General features: G+C 61.5%; 24 protein-coding genes, 1 tRNA gene and 1 other RNA gene. 18 read left to right on the top strand and 8 right to left on the bottom strand.

Translation table 11 applies throughout. From position 1 onward, the window contains the following. Positions 1-175: 175 nt before the first annotated feature. Positions 176-2,932, bottom strand: a complete 2,757-nt coding sequence (gene aceE, locus HMPREF2635_RS06505) for a pyruvate dehydrogenase (acetyl-transferring), homodimeric type (RefSeq protein WP_049156849.1) — start codon at positions 2,930-2,932, stop codon at positions 176-178. A gap of 173 nt (positions 2,933-3,105) precedes the next feature. Between aceE and HMPREF2635_RS06500 the strand changes: the two genes are divergently transcribed. After that, the gene (locus HMPREF2635_RS06500; RefSeq protein ID WP_070821438.1) at positions 3,106-3,543 is read left to right on the top strand and encodes a DUF3052 domain-containing protein; all 438 of its coding nucleotides are present in this window, start codon (positions 3,106-3,108) and stop codon (positions 3,541-3,543) included. Positions 3,544-3,656: 113 nt separating this feature from the next. Further along, positions 3,657-3,732, top strand: a tRNA-Val gene (locus tag HMPREF2635_RS06495). Between the two features lie 1,057 nt (positions 3,733-4,789). Here the strand turns inward: HMPREF2635_RS06495 and HMPREF2635_RS06490 are convergent. Together HMPREF2635_RS06490 and HMPREF2635_RS06485 are read right to left on the bottom strand one after the other, a co-directional pair. Next, positions 4,790-5,788: an SURF1 family cytochrome oxidase biogenesis protein gene (locus HMPREF2635_RS06490; RefSeq protein ID WP_070821437.1), complete on the bottom strand. Its 999-nt coding sequence runs from the start codon at positions 5,786-5,788 to the stop codon at positions 4,790-4,792. 31 nt (positions 5,789-5,819) lie between these two features. Further along, positions 5,820-6,311, bottom strand: coding sequence for a low molecular weight protein-tyrosine-phosphatase (locus HMPREF2635_RS06485; RefSeq protein ID WP_070545512.1), 492 nt, complete (start codon positions 6,309-6,311; stop codon positions 5,820-5,822). A gap of 103 nt (positions 6,312-6,414) precedes the next feature. On the opposite strand from HMPREF2635_RS06485, the gene HMPREF2635_RS06480 reads away from it, so the two are divergent. The 5 genes from HMPREF2635_RS06480 (at position 6,415) to HMPREF2635_RS06460 (ending at position 11,034) form a co-directional block, all read left to right on the top strand. Then, complete coding sequence (locus HMPREF2635_RS06480) at positions 6,415-7,263, top strand: Nif3-like dinuclear metal center hexameric protein (RefSeq protein WP_070821436.1); 849 nt, start codon at positions 6,415-6,417, stop codon at positions 7,261-7,263. Then, on the top strand, positions 7,264-7,980 hold the full coding sequence (locus tag HMPREF2635_RS06475; RefSeq protein ID WP_070821435.1) for a zinc ribbon domain-containing protein: 717 nt from the start codon (positions 7,264-7,266) through the stop codon (positions 7,978-7,980). Continuing rightward, complete coding sequence (locus tag HMPREF2635_RS06470) at positions 7,977-9,146, top strand: bifunctional RNase H/acid phosphatase (protein WP_070821434.1); 1,170 nt, start codon at positions 7,977-7,979, stop codon at positions 9,144-9,146. The genes HMPREF2635_RS06475 and HMPREF2635_RS06470 overlap by 4 nt, the downstream gene beginning before the upstream one ends. Positions 9,147-9,161: 15 nt before the next feature. After that, positions 9,162-9,594: RNase P RNA component class A (gene rnpB / locus HMPREF2635_RS06465), an RNA gene on the top strand. 36 nt (positions 9,595-9,630) lie between these two features. Next, a complete protein-coding gene (locus HMPREF2635_RS06460) occupies positions 9,631-11,034 on the top strand; it encodes an RNB domain-containing ribonuclease (protein ID WP_070821433.1) in 1,404 nt (467 codons plus the stop codon). Here the strand turns inward: HMPREF2635_RS06460 and HMPREF2635_RS06455 are convergent. Continuing rightward, entirely contained in the window at positions 11,031-12,302 is a 1,272-nt protein-coding gene (locus HMPREF2635_RS06455; RefSeq protein WP_070510021.1) for a galactokinase family protein, read from the bottom strand. The two genes, HMPREF2635_RS06460 and HMPREF2635_RS06455, sit on opposite strands and share 4 nt — an antisense overlap. A gap of 146 nt (positions 12,303-12,448) precedes the next feature. Between HMPREF2635_RS06455 and HMPREF2635_RS06450 the strand changes: the two genes are divergently transcribed. Next, positions 12,449-12,637, top strand: coding sequence for a hypothetical protein (locus tag HMPREF2635_RS06450; protein ID WP_046647736.1), 189 nt, complete (start codon positions 12,449-12,451; stop codon positions 12,635-12,637). A gap of 147 nt (positions 12,638-12,784) precedes the next feature. Here the strand turns inward: HMPREF2635_RS06450 and HMPREF2635_RS06445 are convergent, their stop codons facing one another. Together HMPREF2635_RS06445 and HMPREF2635_RS12965 are read right to left on the bottom strand one after the other, a co-directional pair. Further along, positions 12,785-14,512: a CYTH and CHAD domain-containing protein gene (locus HMPREF2635_RS06445; RefSeq protein WP_070510018.1), complete on the bottom strand. Its 1,728-nt coding sequence runs from the start codon at positions 14,510-14,512 to the stop codon at positions 12,785-12,787. A 110-nt stretch (positions 14,513-14,622) separates the two neighbouring features. Then, complete coding sequence (locus HMPREF2635_RS12965; RefSeq protein WP_083306658.1) at positions 14,623-15,699, bottom strand: DUF2786 domain-containing protein; 1,077 nt, start codon at positions 15,697-15,699, stop codon at positions 14,623-14,625. A gap of 199 nt (positions 15,700-15,898) precedes the next feature. On the opposite strand from HMPREF2635_RS12965, the gene HMPREF2635_RS06435 reads away from it, so the two are divergent. The 5 genes from HMPREF2635_RS06435 to HMPREF2635_RS13410 all read left to right on the top strand — a co-directional run bounded on the left by HMPREF2635_RS06435 (position 15,899) and on the right by HMPREF2635_RS13410 (position 21,515). Next, entirely contained in the window at positions 15,899-17,236 is a 1,338-nt protein-coding gene (locus tag HMPREF2635_RS06435) for a glutamine synthetase family protein (protein ID WP_046647739.1), read from the top strand. A gap of 7 nt (positions 17,237-17,243) precedes the next feature. Then, entirely contained in the window at positions 17,244-20,303 is a 3,060-nt protein-coding gene (locus HMPREF2635_RS06430; RefSeq protein WP_070510011.1) for a bifunctional [glutamine synthetase] adenylyltransferase/[glutamine synthetase]-adenylyl-L-tyrosine phosphorylase, read from the top strand. Positions 20,304-20,443: 140 nt separating this feature from the next. After that, positions 20,444-20,761: a hypothetical protein gene (locus tag HMPREF2635_RS06425; protein ID WP_070510008.1), complete on the top strand. Its 318-nt coding sequence runs from the start codon at positions 20,444-20,446 to the stop codon at positions 20,759-20,761. A 29-nt stretch (positions 20,762-20,790) separates the two neighbouring features. Further along, positions 20,791-21,228 carry a hypothetical protein gene (locus HMPREF2635_RS06420; RefSeq protein ID WP_070510004.1) on the top strand — a complete coding sequence of 146 codons (438 nt, stop codon included), beginning with the start codon at positions 20,791-20,793 and terminating at the stop codon, positions 21,226-21,228. 134 nt (positions 21,229-21,362) lie between these two features. After that, positions 21,363-21,515: a hypothetical protein gene (locus HMPREF2635_RS13410; protein ID WP_158395987.1), complete on the top strand. Its 153-nt coding sequence runs from the start codon at positions 21,363-21,365 to the stop codon at positions 21,513-21,515. A gap of 12 nt (positions 21,516-21,527) precedes the next feature. Here the strand turns inward: HMPREF2635_RS13410 and HMPREF2635_RS06415 are convergent, their stop codons facing one another. Both HMPREF2635_RS06415 and HMPREF2635_RS13770 read right to left on the bottom strand, forming a co-directional pair. Beyond that, positions 21,528-22,703, bottom strand: a complete 1,176-nt coding sequence (locus HMPREF2635_RS06415; protein ID WP_256381244.1) for an MFS transporter — start codon at positions 22,701-22,703, stop codon at positions 21,528-21,530. A gap of 3 nt (positions 22,704-22,706) precedes the next feature. After that, a complete protein-coding gene (locus tag HMPREF2635_RS13770; RefSeq protein ID WP_256381243.1) occupies positions 22,707-22,829 on the bottom strand; it encodes a hypothetical protein in 123 nt (40 codons plus the stop codon). A gap of 38 nt (positions 22,830-22,867) precedes the next feature. Between HMPREF2635_RS13770 and thrC the strand changes: the two genes are divergently transcribed. The 5 genes from thrC (at position 22,868) to HMPREF2635_RS06395 (ending at position 26,633) form a co-directional block, all read left to right on the top strand. After that, positions 22,868-24,313 (top strand): threonine synthase, encoded by a 1,446-nt coding sequence (gene thrC / locus HMPREF2635_RS06410; RefSeq protein ID WP_070509996.1) that lies wholly within the window; start codon positions 22,868-22,870, stop codon positions 24,311-24,313. A 4-nt stretch (positions 24,314-24,317) separates the two neighbouring features. Beyond that, entirely contained in the window at positions 24,318-24,470 is a 153-nt protein-coding gene (locus HMPREF2635_RS13405) for a hypothetical protein (protein ID WP_168162647.1), read from the top strand. A 61-nt stretch (positions 24,471-24,531) separates the two neighbouring features. Then, entirely contained in the window at positions 24,532-25,311 is a 780-nt protein-coding gene (locus HMPREF2635_RS06405) for a trypsin-like serine protease (protein WP_232751596.1), read from the top strand. 18 nt (positions 25,312-25,329) lie between these two features. Continuing rightward, on the top strand, positions 25,330-25,863 hold the full coding sequence (locus HMPREF2635_RS06400; protein ID WP_070510043.1) for an NUDIX hydrolase: 534 nt from the start codon (positions 25,330-25,332) through the stop codon (positions 25,861-25,863). A 158-nt stretch (positions 25,864-26,021) separates the two neighbouring features. Next, positions 26,022-26,633, top strand: a complete 612-nt coding sequence (locus HMPREF2635_RS06395) for an META domain-containing protein (protein WP_049154543.1) — start codon at positions 26,022-26,024, stop codon at positions 26,631-26,633. The last annotated feature ends 92 nt before the right edge of the window (positions 26,634-26,725 follow it).

Genomic DNA, 26,725 nt, shown 5'->3' with positions numbered 1-26,725 from the left:
TGCCCGTTCTGCCAAAGTTAGAGCCTCTGATGCAAGATCTGGCTCGAACTTTGGCAACAACGACAGCTGGCCGCCCTGGGTTTAGGCAAAAAGAATGCCCCTCCTACCCACAATGGGGCAGAAGGGGCCGGAGGGCTTGGGGCTGTTAAGCCCTAAGCCTTAATCCTCATCAGCCTTAATCCTCGTCGGAGGAGGTGGAGATGGTGGCGGTCGGGTCGTCGAGCTTCAGCTCACGAGCTGCCTTCTCCACGGTGCTGCGCTCCACCTTGCCCTCGCGGGCCAGGCCCTCGAGAACGGCGACGACGATGGACTCGGCGTCGATGTTGAAGTAGCGGCGAGCGCCTTCGCGGGTATCGGAGAATCCGAAGCCATCTGCGCCCAGGACGATGTAGTCGCCCGGGACGTAGGGGCGAATCTGCTCCTGCAGGTCCGTAGCGAAGTCGGAGACACCGACGAACGGTCCCTCGAAGCCCTTGAGCTGGGAGGTGGCGAATGCCTCGGTCGGCTCAACACCCTTGCGCAGTGCCTCCTGGTTACGGGCAGCGCCGTCGCGAGCCAGGTTGACCCACGAGGTGACGGAGAACAGCGAAGCCTTGACATCGAAGTCCTCAGCCAGGATCTCCTGGGCGCGCAGGGCCTCGTACATGCCCACACCGGAGGCCAGGATGTTGGCCGGGATGGAGCCGGACTCGGCGGTGTTGTAGTGGTAGATGCCCTTGTGGAGGCCCTCGACGTCGAGGTTCTCCGGCTCAGCAGGCTGCTTGACTGGCTCGTTGTACACGGTGATGTAGTACATGATCGGCTCGTTGTCCTCGCCGTACATGCGCTCAATACCGCGCGGAACCAGGTGAGCGATCTCGTAGCCGAAGGCCGGGTCGTAGACCTCCACGGCCGGGTTGGTCGACGCCAAGATCGGGGAGTGGCCGTCCATGTGCTGCAGGCCCTCACCGGTCAGGGTGGTGCGGCCGGCGGTCGCACCGATGATGAAGCCGCGGCCCAGCTGGTCGGCAGCAGCCCAGAAGGCATCGCCGGTGCGCTGGAAACCGAACATCGAGTAGAAGATGTACAGCGGAATCATCGCCTCGCCCTGGGTGGCGTAGGAGGTAGCAGCCGCGGTGAAGGAGGCGGCTGCGCCTGCCTCAGAAATACCCTCGTGCAGAATCTGACCATCCGTGGCCTCGCGGTAGGAGAGCATGAGGTCGTGGTCCACCGGAACGTAGTTCTGGCCACGCGGGTTCCAGATCTTGAGAGTCGGGAACCAAGAGTCCATACCGAAGGTGCGGGCCTCATCCGGAATGATCGGCACGACGCGCTTGCCCAGCTCCTTGTCGCGCATGAGCTCCTTGAAGGTACGCACCAGCGCCATGGTGGTGGCGACGTCCTGCTTGCCGGAACCCTTGCGGACCGAGCGCAGCTTGGACAGATCCGGGGTGGTCAGCGTCTCGAAGTTCTCACGGCGCTCCGGCAGGAAGCCGCCCAGCTCTTTACGACGCTCCAGCATGTACTTGATCTCCGGGGCGTCCTTGCCCGGGTGGTAGTACGGCGGCAGGTATGGATCTGCTTCGAGCTGCTCGTCGCTGATCGGGATGCCCTGCTTGTCGCGGAAGAGCTTCAGATCCTCCAGCGTCAGCTTCTTCATCTGGTGGGTAGCGTTGCGGCCCTCGAAGTTGTGGCCCAAGCCGTAGCCCTTAATGGTGTGGGCCAGGATGACCGTCGGGCGGCCGGTGCCCGCGTAGCTCAACGCCTTGTCGTATGCGGCGTAGATCTTGCGGTAGTCGTGGCCACCGCGGCGCAGTGCCCAAATCTCATCATCGGACATGTCCTCCACCAGCTTGAGCGTGCGCTCATCGCGGCCGAAGAAGTGCTCACGCACGTAGGCGCCGTCGTTAGCCTTGAAGGTCTGGTAGTCACCATCAGACGTGGTGTTCATGATGTTGACCAGGGCGCCGTCCTTGTCAGCTTCCAGCAGCTTGTCCCAGCCGCGGCCCCAGACAATCTTGATGACGGACCAGCCGGCACCGCGGAAGAAGGACTCCAGCTCCTGAATGATCTGGGTGTTACCGCGTACCGGGCCGTCGAGACGCTGCAGGTTACAGTTCACCACGAAGGTCAGGTTATCCAGCTCATAGAGGGAAGCCATCTGCAGCAGACCACGGGACTCCGGCTCATCCATCTCGCCGTCGCCGAGGAAGGCCCAGACATGCTGCTTGGAGGTGTCCTTGATGCCGCGGGTCTCCAGGTACTTATTGAAGCGTGCCTGGTAGATGGCGTTGATGGGGCCCAGGCCCATGGACACGGTGGGGAACTCCCAGAAGTCTGGCATCAGGCGTGGGTGCGGGTAGGACGGCAGACCATTGCCCTCGCCGCGGGAGTGCTCCTGGCGGAAGCCATCGAGGTCTTCCTCGCTCAGGCGGCCCTCCATGAAGGCGCGGGCGTAGACACCCGGGGAGGCGTGGCCCTGGAAGAAGACCTGGTCGCCGCCGGAGGGATCATCCTTGCCCTTGAAGAAGTGGTTCAGGCCCACCTCATACAGCGGGGCAGCGCCTGCGTAGGTGGAGATGTGGCCACCGACGCCGATGCCCGGGCGCTGTGCGCGGTGCACCATGATGGCCGCGTTCCAGCGGATCCAGCGGCGGTAGCGCTTCTCCAATTCCTCATCGCCCGGGAACTCCGGCTCCAGGGAGGTAGGGATGGTGTTAACAAAATCCGAGGACGTCAGCGACGGCAACGGCACGCGCTTGGCGGTAGCGCGCTCAAGAAGGCGCAGCATGAGGTAGCGGGCGCGCTCCGGATCGGAAGAATCTAGAAGACCGTCGAGGGAGTCCATCCACTCGCGGGTCTCCTCGGGGTCGGAGTCATGCAGGTATGCTGCCACGCCATCGCGAACGATGGGAAAGTTGGAGTCGCCGTTGTGGGCGTCCAAGTCGGCCATTAAATCCTCCTGGGTCGTAGTACACAGATCTTGCTCTAGGATACGCGCCCCTTTCACGGTGGGGCATTCGGAGGCCCCCACGGGTGGTTTTATGGGGGAAAATGTCCACCTCCGGGGCCGAACGGGGGAGGCTTGACGCGAAAAAGTGCACCGTAGACGTTAAAATACTCTGCATGACATCAACTACTTCATCGGAAGGAACTCAGCGAGTGTCGGGATTTGCAGCCAAGCTCGGCGTCGAGGAGGGCCAGATTGCCCTAGAACTTGGTTGGGACGAAGACTGTGACTCCACGATTTCTGAGTCCATCGAGGACGTGTTGGGGGAGGACTTCCTCGAGGAGGAGACCGACGAGTTGTGCGACCTCGTGCTGCTGTGGTGGCGCGCGGAGGACGGCGACTTGGTCGATGGGCTGGTGGATGCCACCCGTCCCTTGGGCGATTCCGGCCGCATCTGGCTGCTGACCCCAGGAGCTGGAAAGCCAGGCAACTTGGAGCCAGGCGAGATCTCCGAATCTGCACAATTGGCCGGTCTGGTGCAGACCAAGGCCGAGCGCCTCGGCGAGTGGCAGGGGTCCTGTCTCGTGGCCCGCGGCTACACCAAGAAGCCTTAAGAAATAATCGCAGGATATACCTGCTCACGCGGCATTCGCAGCGGAGAATCGCACCCCGATTTGTTGCTGCGGCTGCCCATGGGCTAATCTTGTTCGAGCACACCAAGTGCACTGCGGCTTTAGCTCAGCTGGAAGAGCAACTGGTTTACACCCAGTAGGTCGGGGGTTCGATCCCCTCAGGCCGCACCAAATGAAACCCCTTTCCGTTAAGTCGGAGAGGGGTTTCGTCGTGCTCGGAGGGCGCCCGCGGGTGCCCTAGGGTGAAGGCTGCTTTGGTGGTCGGTGTAGATGCGGACTGCTCCGTCTGCTTTGAGTTGGGTGTGTTGGCGTTCGGGGTTTGGTCGGTAGTGCTGATGCGGGCGTAGCCGATGATTTGGCCGGCAAGGCCCGTGGAGTGTTCGGTTGGGGTATACCTCAAAAGGGCACCACTCGCCCCAATCCGATATTCGCTCCCCTCTACGAATGAACGGATGCGTAACGGTGCTCCATGTACAAGTGGAACTAATACTTACGAAAATGACTTAGGCCACAAAAGCATGACCAGTGTTTATGCAGATGAATAATCATTGTTGACAAATGGTTATTGACTGCATTTTTCATTAGTCATAGGTTTGAGGTAAGCCGGTGATGAGCCGGGCATCTTGGAAATCTGGAAAAGGGGTCATCATGTTCAAAAAAGGGCTGGCGTGCGTGAGCGCTACGGCGTTGTTCGCGCTGAGTTCGACATTTTCAGTGCAAGCTGAAGATGACATTGATGCGTAAACAGAAAAGCACAGCCTACTGGTGGAGCGTTACTGTCGTTGTAGTGCTGTTCATCGCAACGCTTGTAATCAATTATCTAGCAGGATTAAGTGCTGATGAATCATACTTTGGAGCACATTGGTGGCATCGTCTGGCATGGGTTACGCCACTGTTGTTCTTGGCTTCTTTGATTTGGGCCTGGTTCGAGCACAGGAAGGTGCATCGGTATCCGCATTGACCCATATTTAGCAGCGTCGGGCGTGAATGAGAAGGAAGCCTTTGAGCTTGGGCGAAAGATGCTTTTTGCTCTAGTGGGGAGTGCCGATCGGGCCTAACCCCCGACGCGTCTACTTTCCGGGGTCAGGCCCATGTCTTCGTCCCAGTTGGGAACGCAGTTCTCAGCGGTGCAGCCAGCGGCTTCAAGAATACTGTCGGCAATCTCGGTTTCGGTCGCTTCTCGCGTCCACGCAATCGCGTTCATCATCGTCCCCTTTGGGGGCCGAGGCTAGAAGCGCTCCTGGCCACGCTCGCGGATCTTCTCGTAGAAGTCCGGCTTGGCGGAGCCATAGCGCGAGCGGGAGCGGCGGGAAGGCTGGGCGGTAGCCGCGGGCGTCGATGCTGGGGTAGAAGGCGCCGTAGCGTCGGGGTGCTCGTCGGAAGTCTCGGTCTGGGCAGAGGCTTGGGCATCGGGGTCCGTATCGCCCGGGGCCGGATCGGGGGAGCCGGCGCCGGTGCCAATAGCTGCGGCAGTGGCCTCAGCCATCAGGGCCTCTTCCTCACGGGCGCGGCGGCGCTCCCGAATCTCAGACCACACGAAGTAAGCAAAGCCCAGCGGCGCCATCACGCCGAAGGCAATCCACTGGTAGCCATAGGACAGGTGGTTGCCGCGGTCCAGCTTTGGCACCGGCAGCGCATGCAGCTCACCTGGCTGATCGGGGGAGAGTTGGAGGTAGTCGTGGGCGAGGGGGACGTCGACAAGCTCTGCGATCTGCTCCGTGTTGATGGAGTAGACCTGTGTGTAGCCCTGCTCCTCAATGGGGGCGGAGGTGTGCTCGCGCTCGTTGTAGCGCGCCATGCCCACGATGGTCACCCTCTCCGAGGGGGCCGGATCGATGCGGGGGACGGAATTGCCCTCATCCGTGGGTACCCAGCCGCGGTTGACCAGGAAAGTCTCGCCGGAGTCGGTCTCAAAGGGAACCAGCGACTGGAAGCCCGGAGCGGACTCCACCGGGCGCAGGCGCAAGAGCACCTCATCCTCCGGAAGGTAGTGGCCGGTCAGCTCCGCGCGTTCCCACTCCTTGCGCAGGGAGCCATCGGTGGAAAAGACCTCGGTGACCGGCTGGGGGTCGGCGTCGTAGGCCTCCTCAATGAGGTGGTTGCGCTCCACAATCTGGTCGTCTTTATTCAGCTGCCACGGTGCGAGCACCGTGAAAGACAAATAGGAAAAGGCGACGATGAAGATGAGAAAGAGCACCCACCCAGGCTTGAGGAATGTCTTGAGCATGATGATCAGTCTAGTAGCCGCAAAAGATTATCTAGCCGTGGTTCGTCTTAATCCACTCGAGCAGACCTGGAACGGCGGCGTCGATCTCTTCGCGGGTACGGGCGAAGTCCTCCTCCGTGCCGTAGAACGGATCCTCCACGATGGCGTCCTCCGGAGAATTCGGGTCGAAACTGCGCATGAGGCGCACCTTGTCCTTCGGGATGCCGCGCTCGATAAGGGCATCGCGGTGGCCGGTATCCATGGCCACGAACAGGTCCGCGTCCATGTGCTCCGGACCCAGCTGGGCGGCCTGGTGGCCAGCGCCATCGTGCCCGCCGCGGCGCAGCTCAGCCACAGCGCGCTCATCAGCGCCCTGGCCCACGTGCCAGCCGCCGAGGCCGCAGGAGTCCACGCGGGCGAGGAGATCGAGCATGTCGGTCTCCATGGCATCACGGGTAATGACTTCCGCCATTGGTGAGCGGCAAATATTGCCCGTGCACACGAAGACGATGTGGAGCTGGTTGTCGTTCTCCGGAGGCGTCATGCAAAGGCTCCTTAAGCTAGAGGGGTGCGCTGACGAACGAAAGCTAGGATATAGCAGCGACGCGACTGACGTGAAACCTGAAGCCGTATAAGGAGCAAACAAGATGGCAGAACACACGACCGTCGGCGAGATTCGCCGCGTTATCCACGGGGCCTACCCGCCGCAGCTCGCTGAGTCGTGGGATGCAGTCGGCCTGGTGTGCGGTGACCCCGCGGACGAGGTGCGCACCGTGGCCTTCGCGTTGGACTGCACCCAGGAGGTGGCAGATAAGGCCGTGGAGCTCGGCGCGCAGATGCTCGTGGTGCATCACCCGCTGCTGCTTCGCGGGGTGACCTCGGTGGCGGCGGATACCCCGAAGGGCAAGGTCATTCACACTCTTATCCGCAACGGTGTGGCCCTCCTGGCCGCGCACACCAACGCGGATAAAGCGCGCCCGGGTGTCAACGACAAGCTGGCCGAACTCGTCGGCATCACGCCCGGCCGCCCCATCGTCCCTGTCGAGCCCTATGAGAACCTCGACGAGGCGCTGGGCCTGGGGCGCGTGGGTGAGCTTGAGCAACCAATGACGCTGCGCGAATTCACCCAGCGCGTGGCCGATGCCCTCCCAGAAACCGAGTGGGGAGTGCGTGCGGCCGGTGATCCGGAGCGCGTGGTGAAGCGCGTGGCCGTCTCCAGTGGCTCGGGTGACTCCTTCCTGGACCAAGCAGCAGCGCTCGGCGTGGACGTCTACGTCACCTCCGATCTGCGCCACCACCCGGTGGATGAGCACCTGCGCGCCGCGCACTTGGCGGAGCCGGAGGGCCCAGCCGTGGTCGATACCGCTCACTGGGCCAGCGAATTTCCCTGGACCACCCAGGCACGCGATATTGTGGAAACCGCATTGCGCGTGAACACCGAGATCATCGATGTCCGCACCGACCCATGGACGATTTCTGCGCATAAGGAGAACTAAATGAAACTGTCACAGGATCTGCAGAGCATCTTGCTGGAGCTGGCGACCCTCGAGCGCTCCCAGGCGCACGGTGGAACCTCCACCATCCCGGAGCAAGAGGAATACGAGAAGGCGCAGGCTGCACACGCCAGGCTTATCGACGCCTCCGGCTCCGCCCAGCTCGCCGTCGATGACATGGAGATGGAGATCCTGCGCATCCAGGCCGACGAGCGCAAGCTGCGCCAGCGCGAGCGCGACGATAAGGCCCAGCTCGGCGCCGCGACCGACCCGGAGACCCGCAAGGACCTGGAACACGATCTCTATGCGGCTAAGTCCCGCATCGCGGATCTCATGAGCGAACTGCAGGAAGCCCACAACGAAATCCATGCTTTGCGCGCCAACCTGGATGTCCACGGCGCGAAGGTCTCCGATTCGGAGCGCAAGCTCGAAGTACTCAAGCGCGCGGCCGAGGCCGCCCAGGAGGCCGCGGCGAACCGGCCGGATCCGCAGGTGCGCATCGGCGAGCTGCGCGAGCAGCTGCCCGCGGATGTCTTGGAAGAGTACGAGACCGTGCGCGAAGAAAACGGTGTGGGTGCCGCTGCCTTCACCGGGCGCGGCTGCGGCGGGTGCTTCATCATTCTGCCGCCGGCCGAGCAGAACGCGGTGCGCAACGCTGCGGCCGACGAGGTCCCGCAGTGCTCTGATTGCGGCTCCTACCTGGTACGCCCGGCCTCATGAAGCTCGTCATCTTCGCTGACGGCGGCTCCCGCGGCAACCCCGGGATAGCCGGTTCCGGCACCGCAGTCTATAACGAGGACCGCTCGCAGCTGCTCAGGGAAATCGCCTACGTCGTAGGCCAGAAGTCCACCAATAACGTGGCCGAATACCACGGTCTGCTGCGCGGCCTCGAGGCCGCCGTGGAACTGGGGGCAGATGAGGTGGAGTTCTATATGGACTCCAAGCTCGTGGTGGAGCAGATGAACGGGCGCTGGAAGATCAAGCACCCGGACATGCAGAAGCTCGCCATCGAGGCACGCCGCCTGCTCAACCAGATTCCGCGCTTCAGCCTCGAGTGGGTTCCGCGCGCCAAGAACTCGGTGGCCGATGAGCTTTCCAACGTCGCCATGGACGCCGCCGCGAAGGGCGAGCCCGTGGGCATCCTCGACATGGGTGCCGGCGACGCCACTGAAGCGGACGCTGCTTTCGATGCTGCGGGCAGTGGGGAGGCAGGGGAGACGTCGCCAAGCACGGCGTCCTCAACCGCGGCCGACTGGCGCCCCGAGTGTGGCCCGGCCACCCGCTTCATCCTGCTGCGCCACGGCCAGACGGCGATGTCTGCGGCCAAGCAGTACTCCGGGCGCGCGAACCCCGAGTTGACTGAGTTGGGCAAGAAGCAAGCGCTCGCCGCCGCTCAAGCGCTGGCCGATACCCACATCGATGCCGTGGTGTGCTCGCCGTTGCGCCGCTGCCAGCAAACAGCCGCGGCCGTGGTGGAGGGCCGTGACCTGCGTGTAGAGACCGTCGAGGACCTCATCGAGGTGGACTTTGGGCGCTGGGAAGGCAAGACCTTTGCCGAGGCCGACGCCGCCGACCCCGAGCTCCACGCGCGCTGGCTGAAGGATACGTCTGTAGCCTGCCCGGGCGGGGAGTCCCTGCGCGCCGTACACCGCCGAGTCAGCGCCGCGCGCCGCGAGCTGCAGCAGCGCTATGCGGGGCACACCGTGCTCGTGGTCTCCCACGTCAACCCCATCAAGTCCTTCGTGCGGCAGGCCCTCGATTCCGGCCCGCAGACCCCCAACCACCTCTTCTTAGAGCTGGCTTCTGTGAGTGAGGTTGAATTCTTCGATGGCGGTAGCACCCTGCACCGATTTAACGATGTGGGGCATCTGGGCGCGCTGCGATAAACTAACAGGCGCGAATGAGCCGACCGGGTAAACGCGTTCCGTCGAACCGGCCTCTTCCTGGGGCTAGGCGCGGGCCGAGGAAAGTCCGGACTCCACAGAGCACGGTGGTTGCTAACAGCAACCCGGGGTGACCCGCGGGAAAGTGCAACAGAAAGTAGACCGCCGCGCCCTACGCTTCGCTCCGGCGCGGCGTGGGGTAAGCGGTAAGGGTGAAAGGGTGCGGTAAGAGCGCACCAGCACCGTCAGCGATGGCGGTGGCTGGGTAAACCCCACTGGGAGCAAGGCATCACGGCCCGCTGCAAAGCGGGCCCGATCAGGCGTTAGTAGGCTGCTCGTCGAAGCCTGAAGGTAGCTGCTTGAGCCAACTGGCAACGGTTGGCCTGGATGGATGTTTACCACCGCGCCTTGGTGCGCGGCACAGAATCCGGCTTATAGGTTGGCTCATTCGTGCCCATACTTTTATTTTTTGGAACAATGGGGCGGCATGAAGTTGTATGCCGCGCCCCTGGACTTTCGCCCCATCGCCGAGGAATTCTCGGTTCCCACCGACTTCCCAGGAGAAGTCACCGAGCAGGCCGCGTCAGCGCAGGACCGCTACGCTGAGCAGCGCCGCGATGCCCGCGACATCCCGCTGGTGACTATTGATCCGGCCGGATCCATGGATCTGGACCAGGCAGTCTTCATCGAAGCCCGCGATGGCGGCTACCGCGTGCTGTACGCCATTGCCGATGTCGCCGCTTTCATCGAACCGGGCTCCGAGCTGGAGACCGAATCCCTCACGCGCGGGCAAACCATTTACCTGCCCGATGAGCCAGCCCGTCTGCACCCGGCGGAGCTCTCCGAGGATAGGGCCTCGCTGCTTGCCGACGTCGACCGCCCCGCCGTCCTCTGGACCTTCGACCTCGACACTGCGGGTGAGGTGGAGGACTTCTCGGTGGAGCGCGCACTCGTGCGCAGCCGCGCCCGGCTGGATTACGACCAGACCCATGCGGACTTGGAGAATGGCACTCTGCATTCCTCTATCGCCTTACTGCCGGAGGTAGGCAAGCTGCGCCAGGCTTCCTCGCTGCGCCGCGAGGCGATCAACCTGCGCCTTCCCTCGCAGCGCGTATCTGAGACGAATGATGCGGAGAAGGGGCACTACGAGCTGGTGATGGAGCCGCGCTATGAGGTGATGGACTATAACTCCGAAATCTCACTGCTTACCGGCATGTGCGCCGGACGCCTCATGGAAGAACACGGAGTGGGGTTCCTGCGCACGCTGTCCGCGGCCACGCCGGAAGCTGAGGCAACGTTTCGCACCGAGGCTGAGGCTCTGGGCTTTGAGTTGGGGGAGAGCAGCATTTCGGAATTCCTCCATTCCGTGGACGCGGATTCACCGCGTGGCATGGCGGTGATGCGCGAGGCCCAGCGCCTTTTGCGCGGGGCAGACTATGTGTGGCTGGAGGACGGTGACGCGGATGTGCATGCGGGGATCGGCGGATACTATGCACACGTAACCGCCCCGCTGCGCCGCCTCATCGACCGCTTTGCCACGGAGGTGTGCTTGGCGCTGAGCGGTGGCTATGAGGTGCCGGAGTGGGTACGCGAGCGCGCCGGGGATGTCATTTCCACGATGCGTTCGACTTCGCAGCTGGCTTCCCAAGTGGATAAGGCGTGTCTCAACCTTACGGAGGCTACGGTTTTGGAGCCGTGGGTAGGAACCAACTTTGAGGCCGTGGTTGTCGACGGCGGAGAAAAGCGCGAGAAAGCGCGCCTCGTCGTGCTGGATCCGCCGGTGATTGGAATGGCCGTGGGGCAACCACCCACCGGCAGTGAGACCACCGTCTCGCTGGTGAGGGCCGATGTTGCCGAGCGCGACGTGCTCTTTGCGTGGCCGGCGGACTAGTCCTCGGTAATGGCGGGGGCACCGGCCGATAGGGGGACGACAAGCAGGCCGTCCTCGGCGAGGTCGGCCGCGAAGTTCGGGGCCTTGGTGCTTGGGACGTAGGCAATAACCGCGGTTGATGTCCCGGCGTGGGCGGAGCGCGCCGCGACGGCGCCGCGGGCGGTGGCCAGTTGTGCGAGTTTTTCCGCAGAGTTGAAGCCATAGACCGTGGCCAAGGCTGACTGCGATTGGGTAAGCAGTGGGAAGAGCTCGGTGCCGCGGCGTGAGCGCAAGGCGCGGGCAATTCCCTCGGCTCGCTCGGTTTCTTCCGAGTAGAAAGTCAGCCATGCTGTGGCTTGGTCGATGGTGGGCTGGTTTTCGGGGCCGTGCACCTTGTGGACGGCGGCGAGCCACTCGAGGACACGCTGGGGCGCATCCGGCAGGAGGCGCAGCGATGCAGTGCCGAAGGCGCGGCAGGCGGCGTCAATGAAACGCTCGCGAGCGCGGATTTCGGCAACAGCCTCAGCGGAATCGAAGTCACCGGGGACGGCGAGGGCAAAAGCTGCGATGTCCTTGTTGACCACGTGCGGTGCCTGGGTGACGGAACCGTCAGCGTAGTCGATGATGGTGATGGAGTCACCCGCGCCACGCAGTGCGGCGGAGTGGCGGGCCCGCAGCGCAGGGAAGCGGGCAAAGGTGCCGACAGCTTGGGAGCATACCTCTGCGATCCGGGCGCGAAGAGGAGCATCGTGGGGATCGTCCGCGCCGCCGAGCAAGGCCAAAGCGGTCGCGATATCAATGGCTGCGGCGGCTCCGAGCCCGGTCGAATCTGGGATATCGTTGACCACGGTGATGTCGGCGCCGGCGGTCTCGCGGGTGAGGAGCTGGCGGTTGATCATGGTGTAGATGATGCCGCCGAGGCGCGCTGCGATGGCGCCCTCGGGCGCTGGGGGCTCGATGGGCTGGCCTTCGGAATCGACGCCGGGCTGCTGTTCCGCGGCGAGGGAGGAGACTTTCTCCAGCGAAATCTGGTCCTCAAGGGTCTCGCCGTTGGTGTGCTCGAGCCGAACGTTGACGATGCCATCGCTGCGAGGGCTTACAGCTACCGCTGCGCGGAGATCAGCCAGGCCCATGATGGTGATGCCGCCGTAGTGGTCGATGTGCTCGCCGATGAGTGCCCAGGTGGCTGGGGCACTGGCGACATGCGCCGGCTCGGCGCCGATGTTGTCGCTGTGCGCGGCGCGAACGCGGTCGACGGCCGGGGTCGAAGGGGCAGTCCACAGGGGCATCGGGAAGGTTCTCCTTTGCTGGTGGCGAGATCCTGCCTGTAAACGGGGCAGGAGGTAGGTGACCTATCTATTCTAACGGGCGTAGTCGATGGGCGGTCTGTAGTGTGGGGTGCACTGATCGAGCGCCTAAAAGAATGGAGAAAACAATGGCCGAGGCTGATAACAAGTGGTTCTACGACCCGTCCACCGGTGAGGTGACCCAGGGCAAGGTGTCTGGTTGGGAGAACCGCATGGGCCCCTATGATTCCCGCGAGGAAGCCGAGCGCGCCATCGAAATCGCGCAAGCCCGCACTGCTGCGGCTGATGCCGAGGACGCTGCTGAAGACGATTACTAAAGTCCTGCAGGACTCCTGCAGGACGCCCCATTGAGCGACGGTAGCTCAAAGCCAACGGCCCACCCCCTCGCGAGAAACGCGACGGAGTGGGCCGTTGAAAAGTTTGTTCCACCTGTCGGGCGCTGCAGCGCGCCCAGCGGGGAGGAATTAACGCAGCTTCTTGCGCAGCGGCTTGAACGCAGACTTGATGGCCTTGAAGCTCTCCGAGTAGGCGTTGAGCGCTTCCAAACCGATGGCGCGCTCACGCTGGTAGAGCAGACCATAGCCAAAGGTGTCCTCGCCTCGGCGGCGCGCGGTCTCTGCCAGTTCGAGCAGCTTGTCGCGAGAGGTCACCGAATCCTGGAAGTCTCCCAAGACTGACTGCATCTGCTTGCAAGCCTTGTAGAGGCTCTTCGTCTTCAACGAGGTTGCGGAACCAGCTGCCTCCGCCGCATAGCGCAGTTTCTTTGCTGCCTTGCGCATATCGTGGAAGTACTCTTCACGTTCATGTAGCGTCAGCTCGGTATTATCCCAGTTGGAGACTGCCTTCTTGTGGCGCTTGACCAGCTTGTCATAAGCCTGCTTGAGGTGCAGGGCCATCACCGTATCAAGATCGTGGGGCTCTTCGTCCTCATCAGGCTTGGCGTGCTTCGGCTCGTAGACCTTTGCTGACTCTTGTTCTTCAGTGGAGTCAGCGGACGCCGAATCATCGACCGAAGAGTCTTCCGCCTCGTCGCTGGCAGAGGTGCTGTCGGCGTCAGCGGGCGTGTCCTCACCGGCAACCGGCGGGTCGGAGAGGAAGGCATCCAATGCATCGAGCAGAGCCAAGTATTGATCGGAATCGAGCGCGGCGATGACTCGGCGATGCGCGCGGCGGTAGGCGCGGCCCATGTCGTGAGCAATGTGTTCGCGGGTGGCTTCATCGAGGACGTCGGAATCCTCGGACGCGAGGAGGTTCTGCCAACGTTCCTCCACGACCTCGGCGTCGCGGGCGACGCCCAACATGGCCGCAAGTTCCTTCAGATCTGACTCAATGCGCTCGATTTCGGGGCCCACCACAATGCCGTGGAAGGTCTGCAGGTGGCTGCGCAGTTCACGGGTAGCAACGCGCATTTGGTGAACCGAATCCCACTCATCGCGGCGAACCCGTGGATCATATTCGACGAGCTTGTCCCGGTTGGCTTTCAATGCGTCCACAACCGCTGCCGCGGGCGAGCCCGGCTCCACGTTGGACGTGGCAAGTGACGGGGGAAGCTCGACATTGTTGACGGATTCACCCAATGCCGACTTCAACTTGGACGGCGAGGAAGAAACCCGAGCCCCAGAGCTAATCAGTAGGGAAGTGGCGTGCCGCAGTAGAGCGCCGCCTTCCTTGGTGCCGGGGAGCTCCCCAGCGAGCTCGACTTCCCACTCACGCCAGGTGCTCTGGGAGCCACCCGGAAGAAAGGAGAAGGCGGTGACATGGTCATCACAGAACTCAGCGACCGGCTGGTCATCGGCGTTGACAAGGAGCAATTCGGTGCGGTTGTTGTCGACCTGTGCAATGGGCTCCAGCGGATGATTGCGGATCACTGAGCGAACCTGGTGGAGAAGCTCGGCGGGAACCTCGTACTTGCCATCAATTGGTTCGCCGAGTTCGGCACGAATTTCGGTGCGGACTTCGGCACCGGGGATCTTGATGTGCCAACCGTCATCATTTCCACCGGTGCGACGGCGCAGCGTGATCTTGGCGTGGGTAAGGCGAAGGTCCTCCGTGTCGTAATAGATCGCCGACAATGATTGGTGGCGGGTTTCTGCTACTCGGGCAACCTCGTCGAGGTTGGTGAGATCGGGCGCTGGCGTGGCTTCATCCACGGCGAACTTGGCTTCGATTTCAAGGAACGTCTTCGGAGACATGTACACACCTTCGTCGGGGAGCGAAAATTTAAAGAGGAGGCACAAAACCTCTACACTTCCATCTAGTTTACCTAGTCATTAGAGCACTTGTGCCAGCCTTTGAGCCCGCCCTAACGAATGAGTTGGGCACGTCCTGCCAGCCCTGAGGAATCACCACTTAAATGAGACCTTTCCGCAGCGGAGGCCCCGGCGGACACGCCTGCTCGGCTCCCCATAGCTAAAGATATGGTGCGGGCGTTGGGAAAGAGCTGATCTACTACCGCTTCTGCGCTACGCCGACGATCTTCCACCGTTGATAAAGAGTGGTGGGCAACGACTACTGCATCATGCCCAACCCCCGGATTGCGTGCTGTGGAAGCCGTCGCGTCTGTACTTTGTGGCCCCAGCGTGGTGTTTGCCTCATCTAAGAGCTGACCGATTCGGGTGGCATAAGACAAAATGAAGCTTCGGCGAAAAGCTGCAACATTGCCGTCTTGGCGTGCGCTTTTCGCGTGTTCTCCGTGGTGCATGTGCCACTCACACTGCCGAAGAAGTGAAGCGAAGAGGTCGGTGACATGGTGGACGTCCTCTTTAGCGCCGAAGACTGTGATGATCCCTTTGGGGTGAAGTTGCAGCACAGTGCATCCATTGCGATCCGCGATGACGCTAAGAAGTGTGGTCTTGTGCTTGATATAGGGAGCACTGATATGAAGGCGCGTGGAAACTACGGAGCTGGGCGAAGCGTCGAGAGCACCATCGATCCGGTGTCGTTGCCGCAGGCTTTGTGCCTTGGCAATGAGTGCACTGGCTTCTTCCTCGTAGGGAGTGGATTCGGCCTTCCGCAGAAGGTGGGAGATTTTGGTGCGGATTTTATCCTCCTTGCTGCCATGCGCTGACTGGGAGCTATTTCTCTCAGGCACGAGCACGTCAACGTCACGAAGTAAGGGAAGCAACATGGTTGCTTCGATGAGTCGCGTCAGTTCATCGGTGGACATGGTCATCGAAGCAGGCGGAGTGAGGCTCAACCACTCTTTGCGCAACGCAGTGGAACTAATCTGTGCGGGCACGTGGCCGGCGGCACGATAAATGAGTGGGTGGCAAAAGTTGCCCACGACGTGAAGAAGATCCTTAGGAGACCATCCTCGCTGGGCCGCTCGGATAATGAGGTCGAGTCCTTGCTTGCTCAGTGTTGCGTGGTTGGTGTTCATGGAAATCACATTCCTATCTTTGTTCGTACATCAGTTTGGATATGGGGCCATTCAAGCATGTGACAGCGACAAGGGTTTGGAAGGTCGAAAAAATTTGCCCCCGAGTTACTCTTGCCAACTGGGCCGATAGGTGACGCTGCGGGGGCAAAAGAGCAAACGCCCAGCCGCGGCTTCGGTGCGCGGCGGTAGGGTTTAAAACATGAACAGCCAACACGAATTCGTCCTTCGTACAGTTGAAGAACGCGATATCCGCTTCATTCGCCTCTGGTTCACTGACATCCTGGGGGCGTTGAAATCTGTGGTGATGAGCCCCTCCGAATTGGAATCTGCCTTCGAGGAAGGTGTTGGCTTCGATGGCTCCTCGGTGGAGGGATTCTCCCGTATCTCAGAGGCCGATACTATCGCCATGCCGGATCCCTCAACGTTCCAAATCATGCCCTTCGATAAGGAAGAGCCAGAGCTGTTGTCAGCGCGCATGTTCTGCGACATCACCCAGCCCGATGGGCACCCTTCCCTGGTGGATCCACGCCATATCCTGCGCCGGCAGGTCACAGAGGCGGCCAATGAAGGGTTCACGTGTAAGGCCTCACCGGAGATCGAGTTTTATCTCCTTGAGGATGCGCGCGATATCAACAACCTCATTGCCACCGACAACGGCGGTTACTTCGACCAAGCCACCCACGATAACGCCCCGAGTTTTCGCCGCCGGTCGATGTATGCACTGGAATCCATGGGCATCGCTACGGAATTCAGCCACCATGAAACCTCACCCGGGCAGCAGGAAATCGACTTGCGCCATGCCGATGTGCTGTCCATGGCAGACCACATCATGACGTTCCGCTACCTCATCAAGGAGGTGGCTTCCCAGCAAGGCGTGCATGCCACATTCATGCCCAAGCCTTTCGAAGACCGCTCGGGATCGGGAATGCATACCCACCTCAGCCTGTTTGAAGGCGATTCCAACGCCTTCCACGACCCCGACGATGAGATTTCCCTCTCCAGTACGGGACGGCAGTTCATCGCCGGAATTCTTGAGCATGCAGTGGAAATGACGGCGATCACCAACCAGTGGACCAACTCTTACAAGCGCCTAATGTTCGGCAGCGAAGCCCCGGGGTCGGTGACCTGGGGCGTGTCTAACCGTTCGGCCCTCGTCCGAGTACCGACCTACCGCCTGTCCAAGGAAATGTCGCGGCGGGTAGAGATTCGCTCTCTAGATTCAGCGATGAACCCCTACCTGGGATATGCGGTTCTGCTGGCCGCCGGATTGCGCGGTATCAGGGAAGGCTATGAGCTCGGTGATCCGGCCGAGGACAATGTCCATCAGTTGACCCGCCGTGAGCGCCGGGCGATGGGGTACAAGGACCTGCCCAGCAGCTTGGACCAAGCACTCCGAGAGTTTGAACGCTCCGAATTCATGGCAGAGGTCCTTGGCGAGCACGTCTTTGAATACTTCCTGCGCGCAAAGTGGGACGAGTGGCATGAGTACCAGCAACAGATCACCGCATTCGAATTGCGCAACAACCTGAACTTCTAGGAGAAGCATGCGTCCTGTGTCAGTACCGTCCCCGGCGACTCTCGGCCTTACCCGGCCAACTGCTGCGGAGGATCTTTCCCGTCTCGAGTGGGATAGTCCGGAATCCCTGGAGCTGCTGTGGACACTGGCCGGAACCGGTGATCCCGACATGGCCCTCAACACGTTGATGAGGATCTTTGAGGGAGCGCCTGAGATTGGGCCGGCGATGCGTGAAGACGAAACCCTTCGAGTTCGGCTGCTCGCCCTATTGGGCGGATCCTCGGCGTTCGGTGATCACCTCGCCGCCCACCCGGAGACCTGGCAAGAACTGCAGCGCCCGTTGCCTACCCCAACGGAAATGCTGAACACACTATTGGGCGAGGTGGGGGCGGAACCGGCGACGTACGCAGAGCAACCAGACCGCCCAGACACGGCGAACCCCGAGCTGACATCGCCCGGCACCTACCGCGCATCCCCTGGTGACCACAAAGCATCGCTCAAGGTGGCATACCGGACGCTGATGATGCGCATCGCGGCCCATGACCTCGCCGGTACATTCCACTCCCGCAAGGGGCAGTCGCGGCCGCAACCACGAGTAGGTTTCCGAGAGGTCACCAGGCTGACGACGGCTCTCGCAGATGCCGCCTTGACGGCCGCACTCGCGGGTGCGGTCCGTGTGGTCTATGGCGACGAGCCCCTCGATGCACAGCTGGCGGTTATTGCGATGGGCAAGTGTGGCGCGGGGGAGTTGAACTATATCTCCGATGTGGACGTTATCTTCGTGGGCTCGGAGGCGACGCCGAAGGTTACGCGCCTAGCATCGGAGTTCAATCGAATCGGCTCGGCCTGCTTCTTCGAGGTCGACGCCAACCTGCGTCCGGAAGGAAAATCCGGCGCTCTCGTCCGAACTCTGGATTCGCACGTGGCCTACTACAAGCGGTGGGCGGAGACCTGGGAGTTTCAGGCACAACTGAAGGCGCGACCGCAGACCGGCTACCTACCCCTAGGCAAGGATTATGTGAGCCAGATCGGGCCCATGGTGTGGACTGCCTCGCAACGGGAGTCCTTTGTTGAAGACGTACAGGCTATGCGCCGCCGCGTGCTCGAGAACGTCCCGGAAGAGATGCGCCTTCGCGAGCTCAAACTGGGGGAGGGCGGTCTGCGCGATGTAGAGTTCGCAGTCCAATTGCTCCAGTTGGTGCACGGTCGCTCGGATGAATCGTTGCGCACGCTCGCGACGGTCGATGCGCTCGCCGCACTCGTGCGCGCCGGGTACGTAGGGCGCGAGGATGGCACCCAGCTCATTGAGGCCTACGAGTTTCTTCGTCTTCTGGAGCACCGCCTCCAATTGGAGCGTTTCCGCCGAACACATACGTTGCCGGCGAAGGATGACAACACGGCGCTCGAGTGGCTGGCCATCAACTCGGGTTTCCACCCGCAGGGCCACCAGTCGGCGGCGGATCGGATGAACATCCATCTCCGGAAGATTCGCCTGCTTATCTCTGAGCTCCACTCGCGCTTGTTCTATCGCCCGCTGCTCAATTCCGTGGCATCGATGTCGGCGGACGAGCTCAAGCTGTCGCGCGAGGCAGCCCTACTGCAGCTGGCAGCGCTGGGCTATCGCCATCCGGACAGAGCCTTCGAGCATCTGACTTCTTTGGCCGCGGGCCAGTCGCGCAAGGCTCGCATCCAGGCCATTTTGCTGCCCACGTTGATGGAGTGGCTCTCGAACACCGCGGATCCAGACATGGGCTTGTTGAACTACCGCAAGCTTTCGGAAGCAGCCTACGACCGTACCTGGTTCCTGCGCATGCTTCGCGACGAAGGCGTCGTCGGCCAGCGCCTCATGAAAATCCTGGGCACCTCGCCGTTTACGTCGGAGCTCATCATTCGGGCGCCAGACGTCGTCAAGCAGCTCTCCGACGGCGCGGCGGGGCCCAAGCTTCTGGAAACCAAACCCGAGCAAGTGTCCTCTGCTTTGGTCAATTCCACCAAGCGTCATGCGGATCCGGACAAGGCCGTCTCGGTCGCGCGGTCTCTTCGCCGCGCGGAGTTGGCACGAATTGCCGCAGCGGATCTTCTGGGATTCCTGCCGGTTCAGCAAGTCTGTTACGAGCTGTCCACCATCTGGAATGCGGTGTTGGAGGCAGCGCTCCGCGCCGAGGTCAGGGCATGGCGGCTGGAGAACGACAATGACGAACCACCGGCTCGCATCGCCGTGATCGGCATGGGGCGGCTCGGTGGCATGGAGCTAGGTTTCGGTTCGGATGCCGATGTCATCGTGGTAGCGGAGCCAGTTGCAGGCAACCCCGAAGAGGAAGCGCTGCCCTGGGCCATCGGCATCATTGAGAAGCTGCGCCGCCGCCTGGCAAAACCGTCCGGCGATCCGCCCTTGGACGTTGACCTAGGTTTGCGGCCAGAGGGGCGCTCGGGAGCGGTCGCGCGCTCCATTGAGTCCTATGAGCGCTACTACTCACAGTGGGGCGAGCCGTGGGAGATGCAAGCGCTGCTCCGCGCTGCCTTTGTGGCGGGTGATGAGGACGTTGGCCAGCGTTTCCTCACCATGGTGGATGCTTTCCGTTATCCGCCGAAGGGCGTGAGCGAGAAGACCATTCGTGACATTCGTCGCATGAAGGCGCGCGTTGACAATGAGCGCCTACCGCGCGGCGCGGACCGCAATACCCATACCAAGCTGGGGCGCGGTGGGTTGACGGATATCGAATGGACCGTCCAACTGCTCCAAATGATGCATGCCCACGAGGTACCGGCGCTGCATGAGCCGTCCACGCTGCGCGTCCTCGATGCCCTCGAAGACAATGAAGTCATACCCGTGCACCAGGTACAGGAGCTGCGGGAGGCCTGGCTCTTGGCCACCGATGCCCGAAACGCTTTGGTATTGGTTCGCGGCAAGCGCGTGGACCAGCTGCCGGCACCGGGGCCGCAGCTGGCGCAGGTGGCTGGCGCTGCAGGGTGGGATCCCGAACATAACCAGGATTTTCTCGACCATTACCTCAAGATCACCCGCCACGCCCGCAAGGTGGTCGACGAGGTGTTCTGGGGGGAGGCGGAATCCTTCGAGCACGACTAAAAGCAGCTGTCCTACCCCCTTAGCCGGGCCCTGAGCCTACCCGGATCTATCCCTGATCTTGGTTCCGTGCCCTGTTCATACCGGTGCTAAGCCGATAGCCTGGGCAGCAGTTACTTTCCCAGCCTTCTAAGGAGCACACTATGAGCCTCAACCTATCCCTCGACTTGAGCGATGCCACCCTCGCGGACCTTGAAGCCTTCCTTGCCGCGGCCCGCGCTGCTGGGTGTGATCCCGCAGCCGCGCTGAGCGTGGAGGGGACGGTGATGCACGTGGACGTCGCCAAGCCTCGCGTCCGCCCCGACGTTTCGAAACCTGATACGCCACGTCGCACCAACCTTGACCGCTCCGCAGCGGAGTCCACCATCCGTTCCATCATCGATGCCCTCTCTGAGCGCCTTGATCCACCGCACCCTCCGCACGGGACTTCCTTTGGGACGTTTGGGCCGAGCGTGGATTAATCCGATGAGCTATAGGGAAGCCTAGAATTATGCCCGTGAAGTCCAAGCAGATCATCGCCGTATGGGTCCTCGTGGTGGCGGCCGTCATCACCGTCGTCGGCGCAGGCTGGTGGGTCACGGAGAGGAATCACGTACCGGAGGGAGCACTGACGGTGGAGCAGGTCGTCAATGGTGGCGTGCCGCAGGATCAGTCGGTGAATGTCCACCTCGACCCCACCGAAAATGACCGCATCGTGGCCCTGGCGGAGGCGCTGGGGATCCCGTCGGAATCGGTCCCGCGTGGCCTGCTTTCAGTGGCGTCGGATAGGTACAGGTCCCGCCAGGTCCTCGAAGCCGATCTGGACAAGGCCGTTGAGGCGGGCGCCATCACGAAGGAAGAGGCCAAGGGGGCGCTCTCTGCCTTCGACGCTGGCATCGTCGCCCCGGTGGAGGGGCCGATCTTCGTGGAGTCGACCCCGGCTGAATAGTCCCAGCTGGCAACGCTGGCACTGAAGTCACAGGGACTGGCAGGAGATGCGCAGTCAACGAGGATTTGCCTTGCAGCCATGGCTCTTAAGCTCACACGCACAGATAACGAAACGATAAAGGTTGGTGCGTTGAAGTGGAGAAACGACGAAAACTGCGCGAGCTTCTCAGGACCGCAGTGGGAGTGAGCATCGCCATCCTCGTTCCCATCGGCGGCGGGCTGGGCGTCTTCGAAGTGGCCAACGGGGTGCCCCTTGAGGCTTCGTTGAGCGCCCTGTCCCTCCAGTAGCCCAGCCTTGTACTAACTCACCTGGATGATTTTGGCGTGCGGGCCGTCCTCCTCGCCCCGGCTGCGCAGGACGTGCGTGATGAGGACACCTGCTATGCCGATGCACCACACACCGAAGACTGCCCAAGCGGCAAGCTGGAAATCAGAGAACGGATAATCCGGCCCATTGCCCAAGTGGTCCAGTACTACGCCGACCAGCTGGGCGCCGATGACTGTGGCCAGGAAGCCGCCCATGTTTCCCAGGCCCGTTGCTGTGGCGACCACCTTACGGTCGAGGTTTTCGCGGACAATGTCGAATCCATAATTTGCCACCGGTGTGCACAAGGACACCACGCTGATGAGGATGATCAGTGAGAGGTAGCTGCCGCCGAAGAGGAAGAACAGGACCCACACCGTGCAATGCACAGCCACAAATCCTAAGGCGAGCCAGGGGCGGAAACCTCTGGCCCTGGACGATAACCTGCCGTGCAGGGGGCCTACCAGCACCATGCACACGGTAAACCACGTCAGGGCCCAACCGGCGCTGGTCTTGGAAAATCCCATGCCCGCCGTCATCATGGGCATGCCCCACAGCATGACAAACACGTTGGTGGCGGCAAGACCGACCCAGTGAATGAAGAATGCCTGCCAGGCCACGGGCGAACGGAAAACCTGGGAGAGCAGTGCGCCCATGCTCTCTGGCTGCGCGTTCGGCTTTTCCTTCGGCTTCTTTACGATTCCGAGCGTTTCCGGGGAATCAGCAACTGCCACCGCGGCGGCGACAGCGATGAGAATGCCCACCGCGCCCAAGGTAACGAAGGCCAAGGTCCATCCGCCCCAGCCCAGAAGCATGGCAAAAGGTAGGGCAGAGATAAACTGACCCAGCTGTCCCAGGGAGGAGGTGACCTGCGTGAACATGGGGGTGCGGTGCAGCGGGAACCAGTAAGGCAGGATGCGCATCACCGACAGGAAGGCGGTGGCATCACCCGCGCCGATGAGCAGGCGGGCGGCGATGGCTACCCAATAATTACTCGTGAAACCGAGAAGTACCTGGCCGAGACCCATAATGATGGAGCCAATGACGAGCAAGCGCCGTGGGCCGAACTTATCGATGAGCATGCCCGTCGGGATCTGCGCCAGTGAATAAATGCCCAGTTGTACAGAGGTGAAAACAGCAATGCGCGAGGCATCGACCTCGAAGCGATCAATGGCCTAAAGCCCCGCGACGCCAAAAGATGTGCGGCCGGTAATTGCCACGATGTAGACCAACACCGCAGCTACCCACACGGAGAGAGCCTTAGTGGTAATTACATTGCGAGGATGAGGAACCGACATGGCTGATACTTTACGCGTCACCAACTAAGATGCAGGGGGTGAAGTACATTTCGACCCGCGATACCGACCGCCAGCCCGCCTCCTTTACGGATATCCTCCTCGGAGGTCTGGCCCCTGATGGCGGCCTCTACCTGCCGGAAACTTACCCCCGCATCGATGACGCCACCCTGACTAACTGGCGCCAGACGCTGGCGGAGGGTGGCTACGCGGCCTTGGCCGCGGAAGTGCTCAAGCTTTTTGTGGATGATATTCCCGCAGAAGACCTCGAAGGAATTGCCCAGCGCGCCTACACCTACCCCAAGTTTGACCACGAGGAAATCGTCCCCGTTAGCGAACTGGGGGAGGGCCTCTACATTGGCCACCTCTCTGAGGGGCCAACGGCCGCCTTCAAGGACATGGCCATGCAGATGTTGGGCGAGCTCTTCGAATACGAGTTGGCCCGCCGCGGCGAAACCCTCAACATTCTGGGTGCAACCTCGGGTGACACCGGTTCCTCGGCGGAGTACGCGATGCGCGGGCGCAAGGGTATCCGCGTCTTCATGCTGACCCCGGCCGGGCGTATGACGCCGTTCCAGCAGGCCCAGATGTTCGGGCTGGATGATCCGAATATCTGCAACATCGCCCTGGATGGTGTGTTTGATGATTGCCAGGACGTGGTCAAGGCGGTATCGGCCGACGCCAACTTCAAAGCCGAGAACCGCATCGGTGCGGTCAACTCCATTAACTGGGCCCGCCTCATGGCGCAGGTGGTCTACTACATCAACTGCTACCTCAAGGTCACTACGGAAAACACCGAAAAAGTCTCCTTCAGCGTGCCTACCGGCAACTTCGGCGATATCTGCGCCGGCCACATCGCTCGCCAGATGGGGCTGCCCATCGACCGCCTCATTGTGGCAACCAATGAAAACGACGTGCTCGATGAGTTCTTCCGCACCGGCAGCTACCGTCCGCGCTCCTCGGAGCAAACCCACAAGACCTCGTCGCCGTCGATGGATATTTCCCGTGCGTCGAACTTCGAGCGCTTCGCCTTCGATCTGCTGGGCCGCGATGCCGCACAGATCAAGGAGCTGTTCGGGACGAAGGTGAAGGAAGGCGGCTTTAACGTCGATAAGCAGGCGCTTGAGGCCGCCCACGCGGAGTACGGTTTCCTGTCCGGTTCCTCCACCCACGCGGATCGCCTCGCCACCATCAAGGATGTCCACGAGCGCTACGGCGTGCTGGTGGATCCGCACACCGCGGACGGCATCAAGGTCGCCCGCGCGGTACAGGAAGAATATGGGGTCGACACCCCCATCATCTGCCTAGAGACCGCCCTGCCGGTGAAGTTTGCGGAGACCATCAAGGAGGCCATCGGCAGCGAGCCGGAGGTGCCGGAGCGTTTCGCCGGCATCTTGGACGCCGAGCGCCATGTGACGGATCTGCCCAATGATGCGGCGGCGGTGAAGGACTACATCACGCAGTACATCAGCAACACGGAGGTTTAAGACAATGGGACAGGAACAATTCTCGGGCCCGGAGTACTTCACCGAGTTTGATCCGGAGAAGTTCATCCGCGACATGAAGCAGGTCGCTGAGATGGAGAAAGAAAATAAGGAGAATAAGGCGGACTCGGGTGAGGCTGCATCCGCGACGGAAGACTAGCCGGCGCCTCCTTGGGATACTGAGCACAGCGGGGTTGGCGCTGGCCGGGTGCACCGTGCCGATGGGAGCCGGACCCGTACAGAAGGCAGCCTCCAGCTCAGCTGTCTACTCCACCGTGGCGCCAGCTGAGCCGCAGGTGCATTCGCCGGATGCCTCCCCGGTGCCACCGGGCGCAGCGTTGGATATTTCGACCACGCAGCCCGTGCCCGGCGAAGCCTTTGACTTCAACCTGTGCACGGTGGCGTGGAGCTTCGTGCTTGACGATGCCCGCACCATCGCCGTCACCGCTTCCCATTGCGGTGAGCCGGGGGATACCGTGTGGGCAGGCGCTGCCGACGGTGAATTTGTCTACCCGGCAGAGCCCGTCGGCACCATTATCTACTCCGATCTCAGCGCGCCGGAAACACACCAGCTGGATTTCGCTTTGGTGGAGATCACCAGGGAGGCTGAATTTTATGTCCCGCGGGACATGCCCACCACCGTTGTCGCGGCGGATGAACACATGTTGCCTGACAGCGTCTGCAAGCTGGGCCGCATCACCGGTGAGACCTGCGGCCCGCTGACGCACCGTGAAGGGCAGGGCAAACTCCAGTTTGATGACCGCACGGTGGAGACCGTCGCGGCGCGCGCCCAGGTGTGCTCCACACATGGCGATTCAGGAGCCCCGGTGTATGGCGCGCAGGGCAGCCCTTATGAGGACGTGATCGTGGGGGTTCTCTCGGGCACCACTGATGCGGCAGCCAGCAGTGAGGGGTGCGCGGATGGTTCGGAAGCGCAGATGTCGTTTACACCTGCCTCCAAGATCGAGGAACTTCTGCCGGAGATTCTGGATCAGGTTTAAGGCGCTAAGATGGTGCCCATGCCCACTCCTGATTTTATTGTGTCCCTGCGTGAGAAAATTGGTCACGACCAGCTCTTTTTGCCCAGCGTGACCGCGGTTATCGTGCGGGCCGTGCCCACGGGTTCCGCTATCTGGGAGCTGCCTTCAGTGCTGCTTGCCCAGCGTGCCGATAATGGCACGTGGGCTCCCATCTCCGGTATCTGTGAGCCGGGGGAGGAGATTACGACGACCGCACTGCGGGAGGTCAAAGAGGAAATTGGCCTCGATGGTCGCATCGAAGCGCTCCTCGGCGTGGGCCAGGTCGGCCCCGTGGTCTACCCCAACGGTGATGAGTGCATGTTCATAGATACCGCCATCCGTGTCTCCGTCCCGGATGATGCGGAGCCGGTGATCTCCGATGAGGAGAACGTGGCCGCGCAGTGGTTTTCGGTGGCACAGATGCCGACGTCCGTCAGCGCCCGCCACCGTATGATCATCGGGGATGCTGTGGCGCAGATGAAACATCCGCAGGGCTTCCGGCCGCGGATGGGCTACGTCAAGCGCACCTCTTAATCTGGTTTTAGTGGTTCAACCAGGTGTTTTCTGCTGCCAGCATGGCTGTGGCAAGCGGGGAAAACTGGCCTCCGGCGACATTGGGAGAACATGTCAACATCATAGGAGATGCATGAAAAACATTGCCATAGGAAACTATCCCGCATAGCTTCAGGGCCATGTTGTCACTCAGATTCAAGAAAGTAACCATCGCCACAACCTTCGCCGCATTCGCTGGCACGGCACTCGGAACCGGGGTTGCCTCCGCAGCAGAGCCTTCTTCTGGAATCTCCTTCGGCTCCAGCTCCGGTGAGCTGGCACAGCTGAGCTCCACACTGTTTGGTAGCTCGAAGCCTGCTCCGGAAAACCCCGAAAACCCAGAAGCGCCGGAAGGTTCTGGCCTGATTGAAAAGGTAGAGGACGTGGAGGGCCTCACGGAGCCACTGTCGGCAGAACAAGCCAAGGAGGTTCTCAACGGCAGCTTCGTTGCGAAGAAGAACGATAAGATCGGGCTTTCCTTCCAACCGGATGGAACCGTAGGAGTTTCTGATGGTTGTAACCTCGGTAACGGTACATACTCTATCGCGGAGGACACCGGCGCCCTAGAGATCAAAGACGTCATAACCACTATGAAGGCTTGCGAGCCGGACGTGATGGTCGATGTTCACGATTTCAACGTCATCGTTCCGAAGAAGCCACAGGTCTATTCCATCGATGACACCACCATCGCACTGGTCAAAGATGGGCAGGCAATTCAGTTCGTCAAGGTCGATACCCCTGAAGAGAAGTAAGTGACCTTTCCTTATCAGTGGTCAACCCCCAGCAGGAGGTTGGCCACTTTCTGTGTTTTAGTGGCCCTTCCGGTTTTAGAGTGCGTTGATTT

Origin of the sequence: Corynebacterium sp. HMSC035E02 (assembly GCF_001836065.1) — a bacterium.
In the GTDB taxonomy this organism is placed as follows: Bacteria; Actinomycetota; Actinomycetes; order Mycobacteriales; family Mycobacteriaceae; genus Corynebacterium; species Corynebacterium hiratae.
The sequence above is the reverse complement of the archived record's forward strand: the minus strand, read 5'-3'. Positions and strand labels throughout refer to the sequence as shown.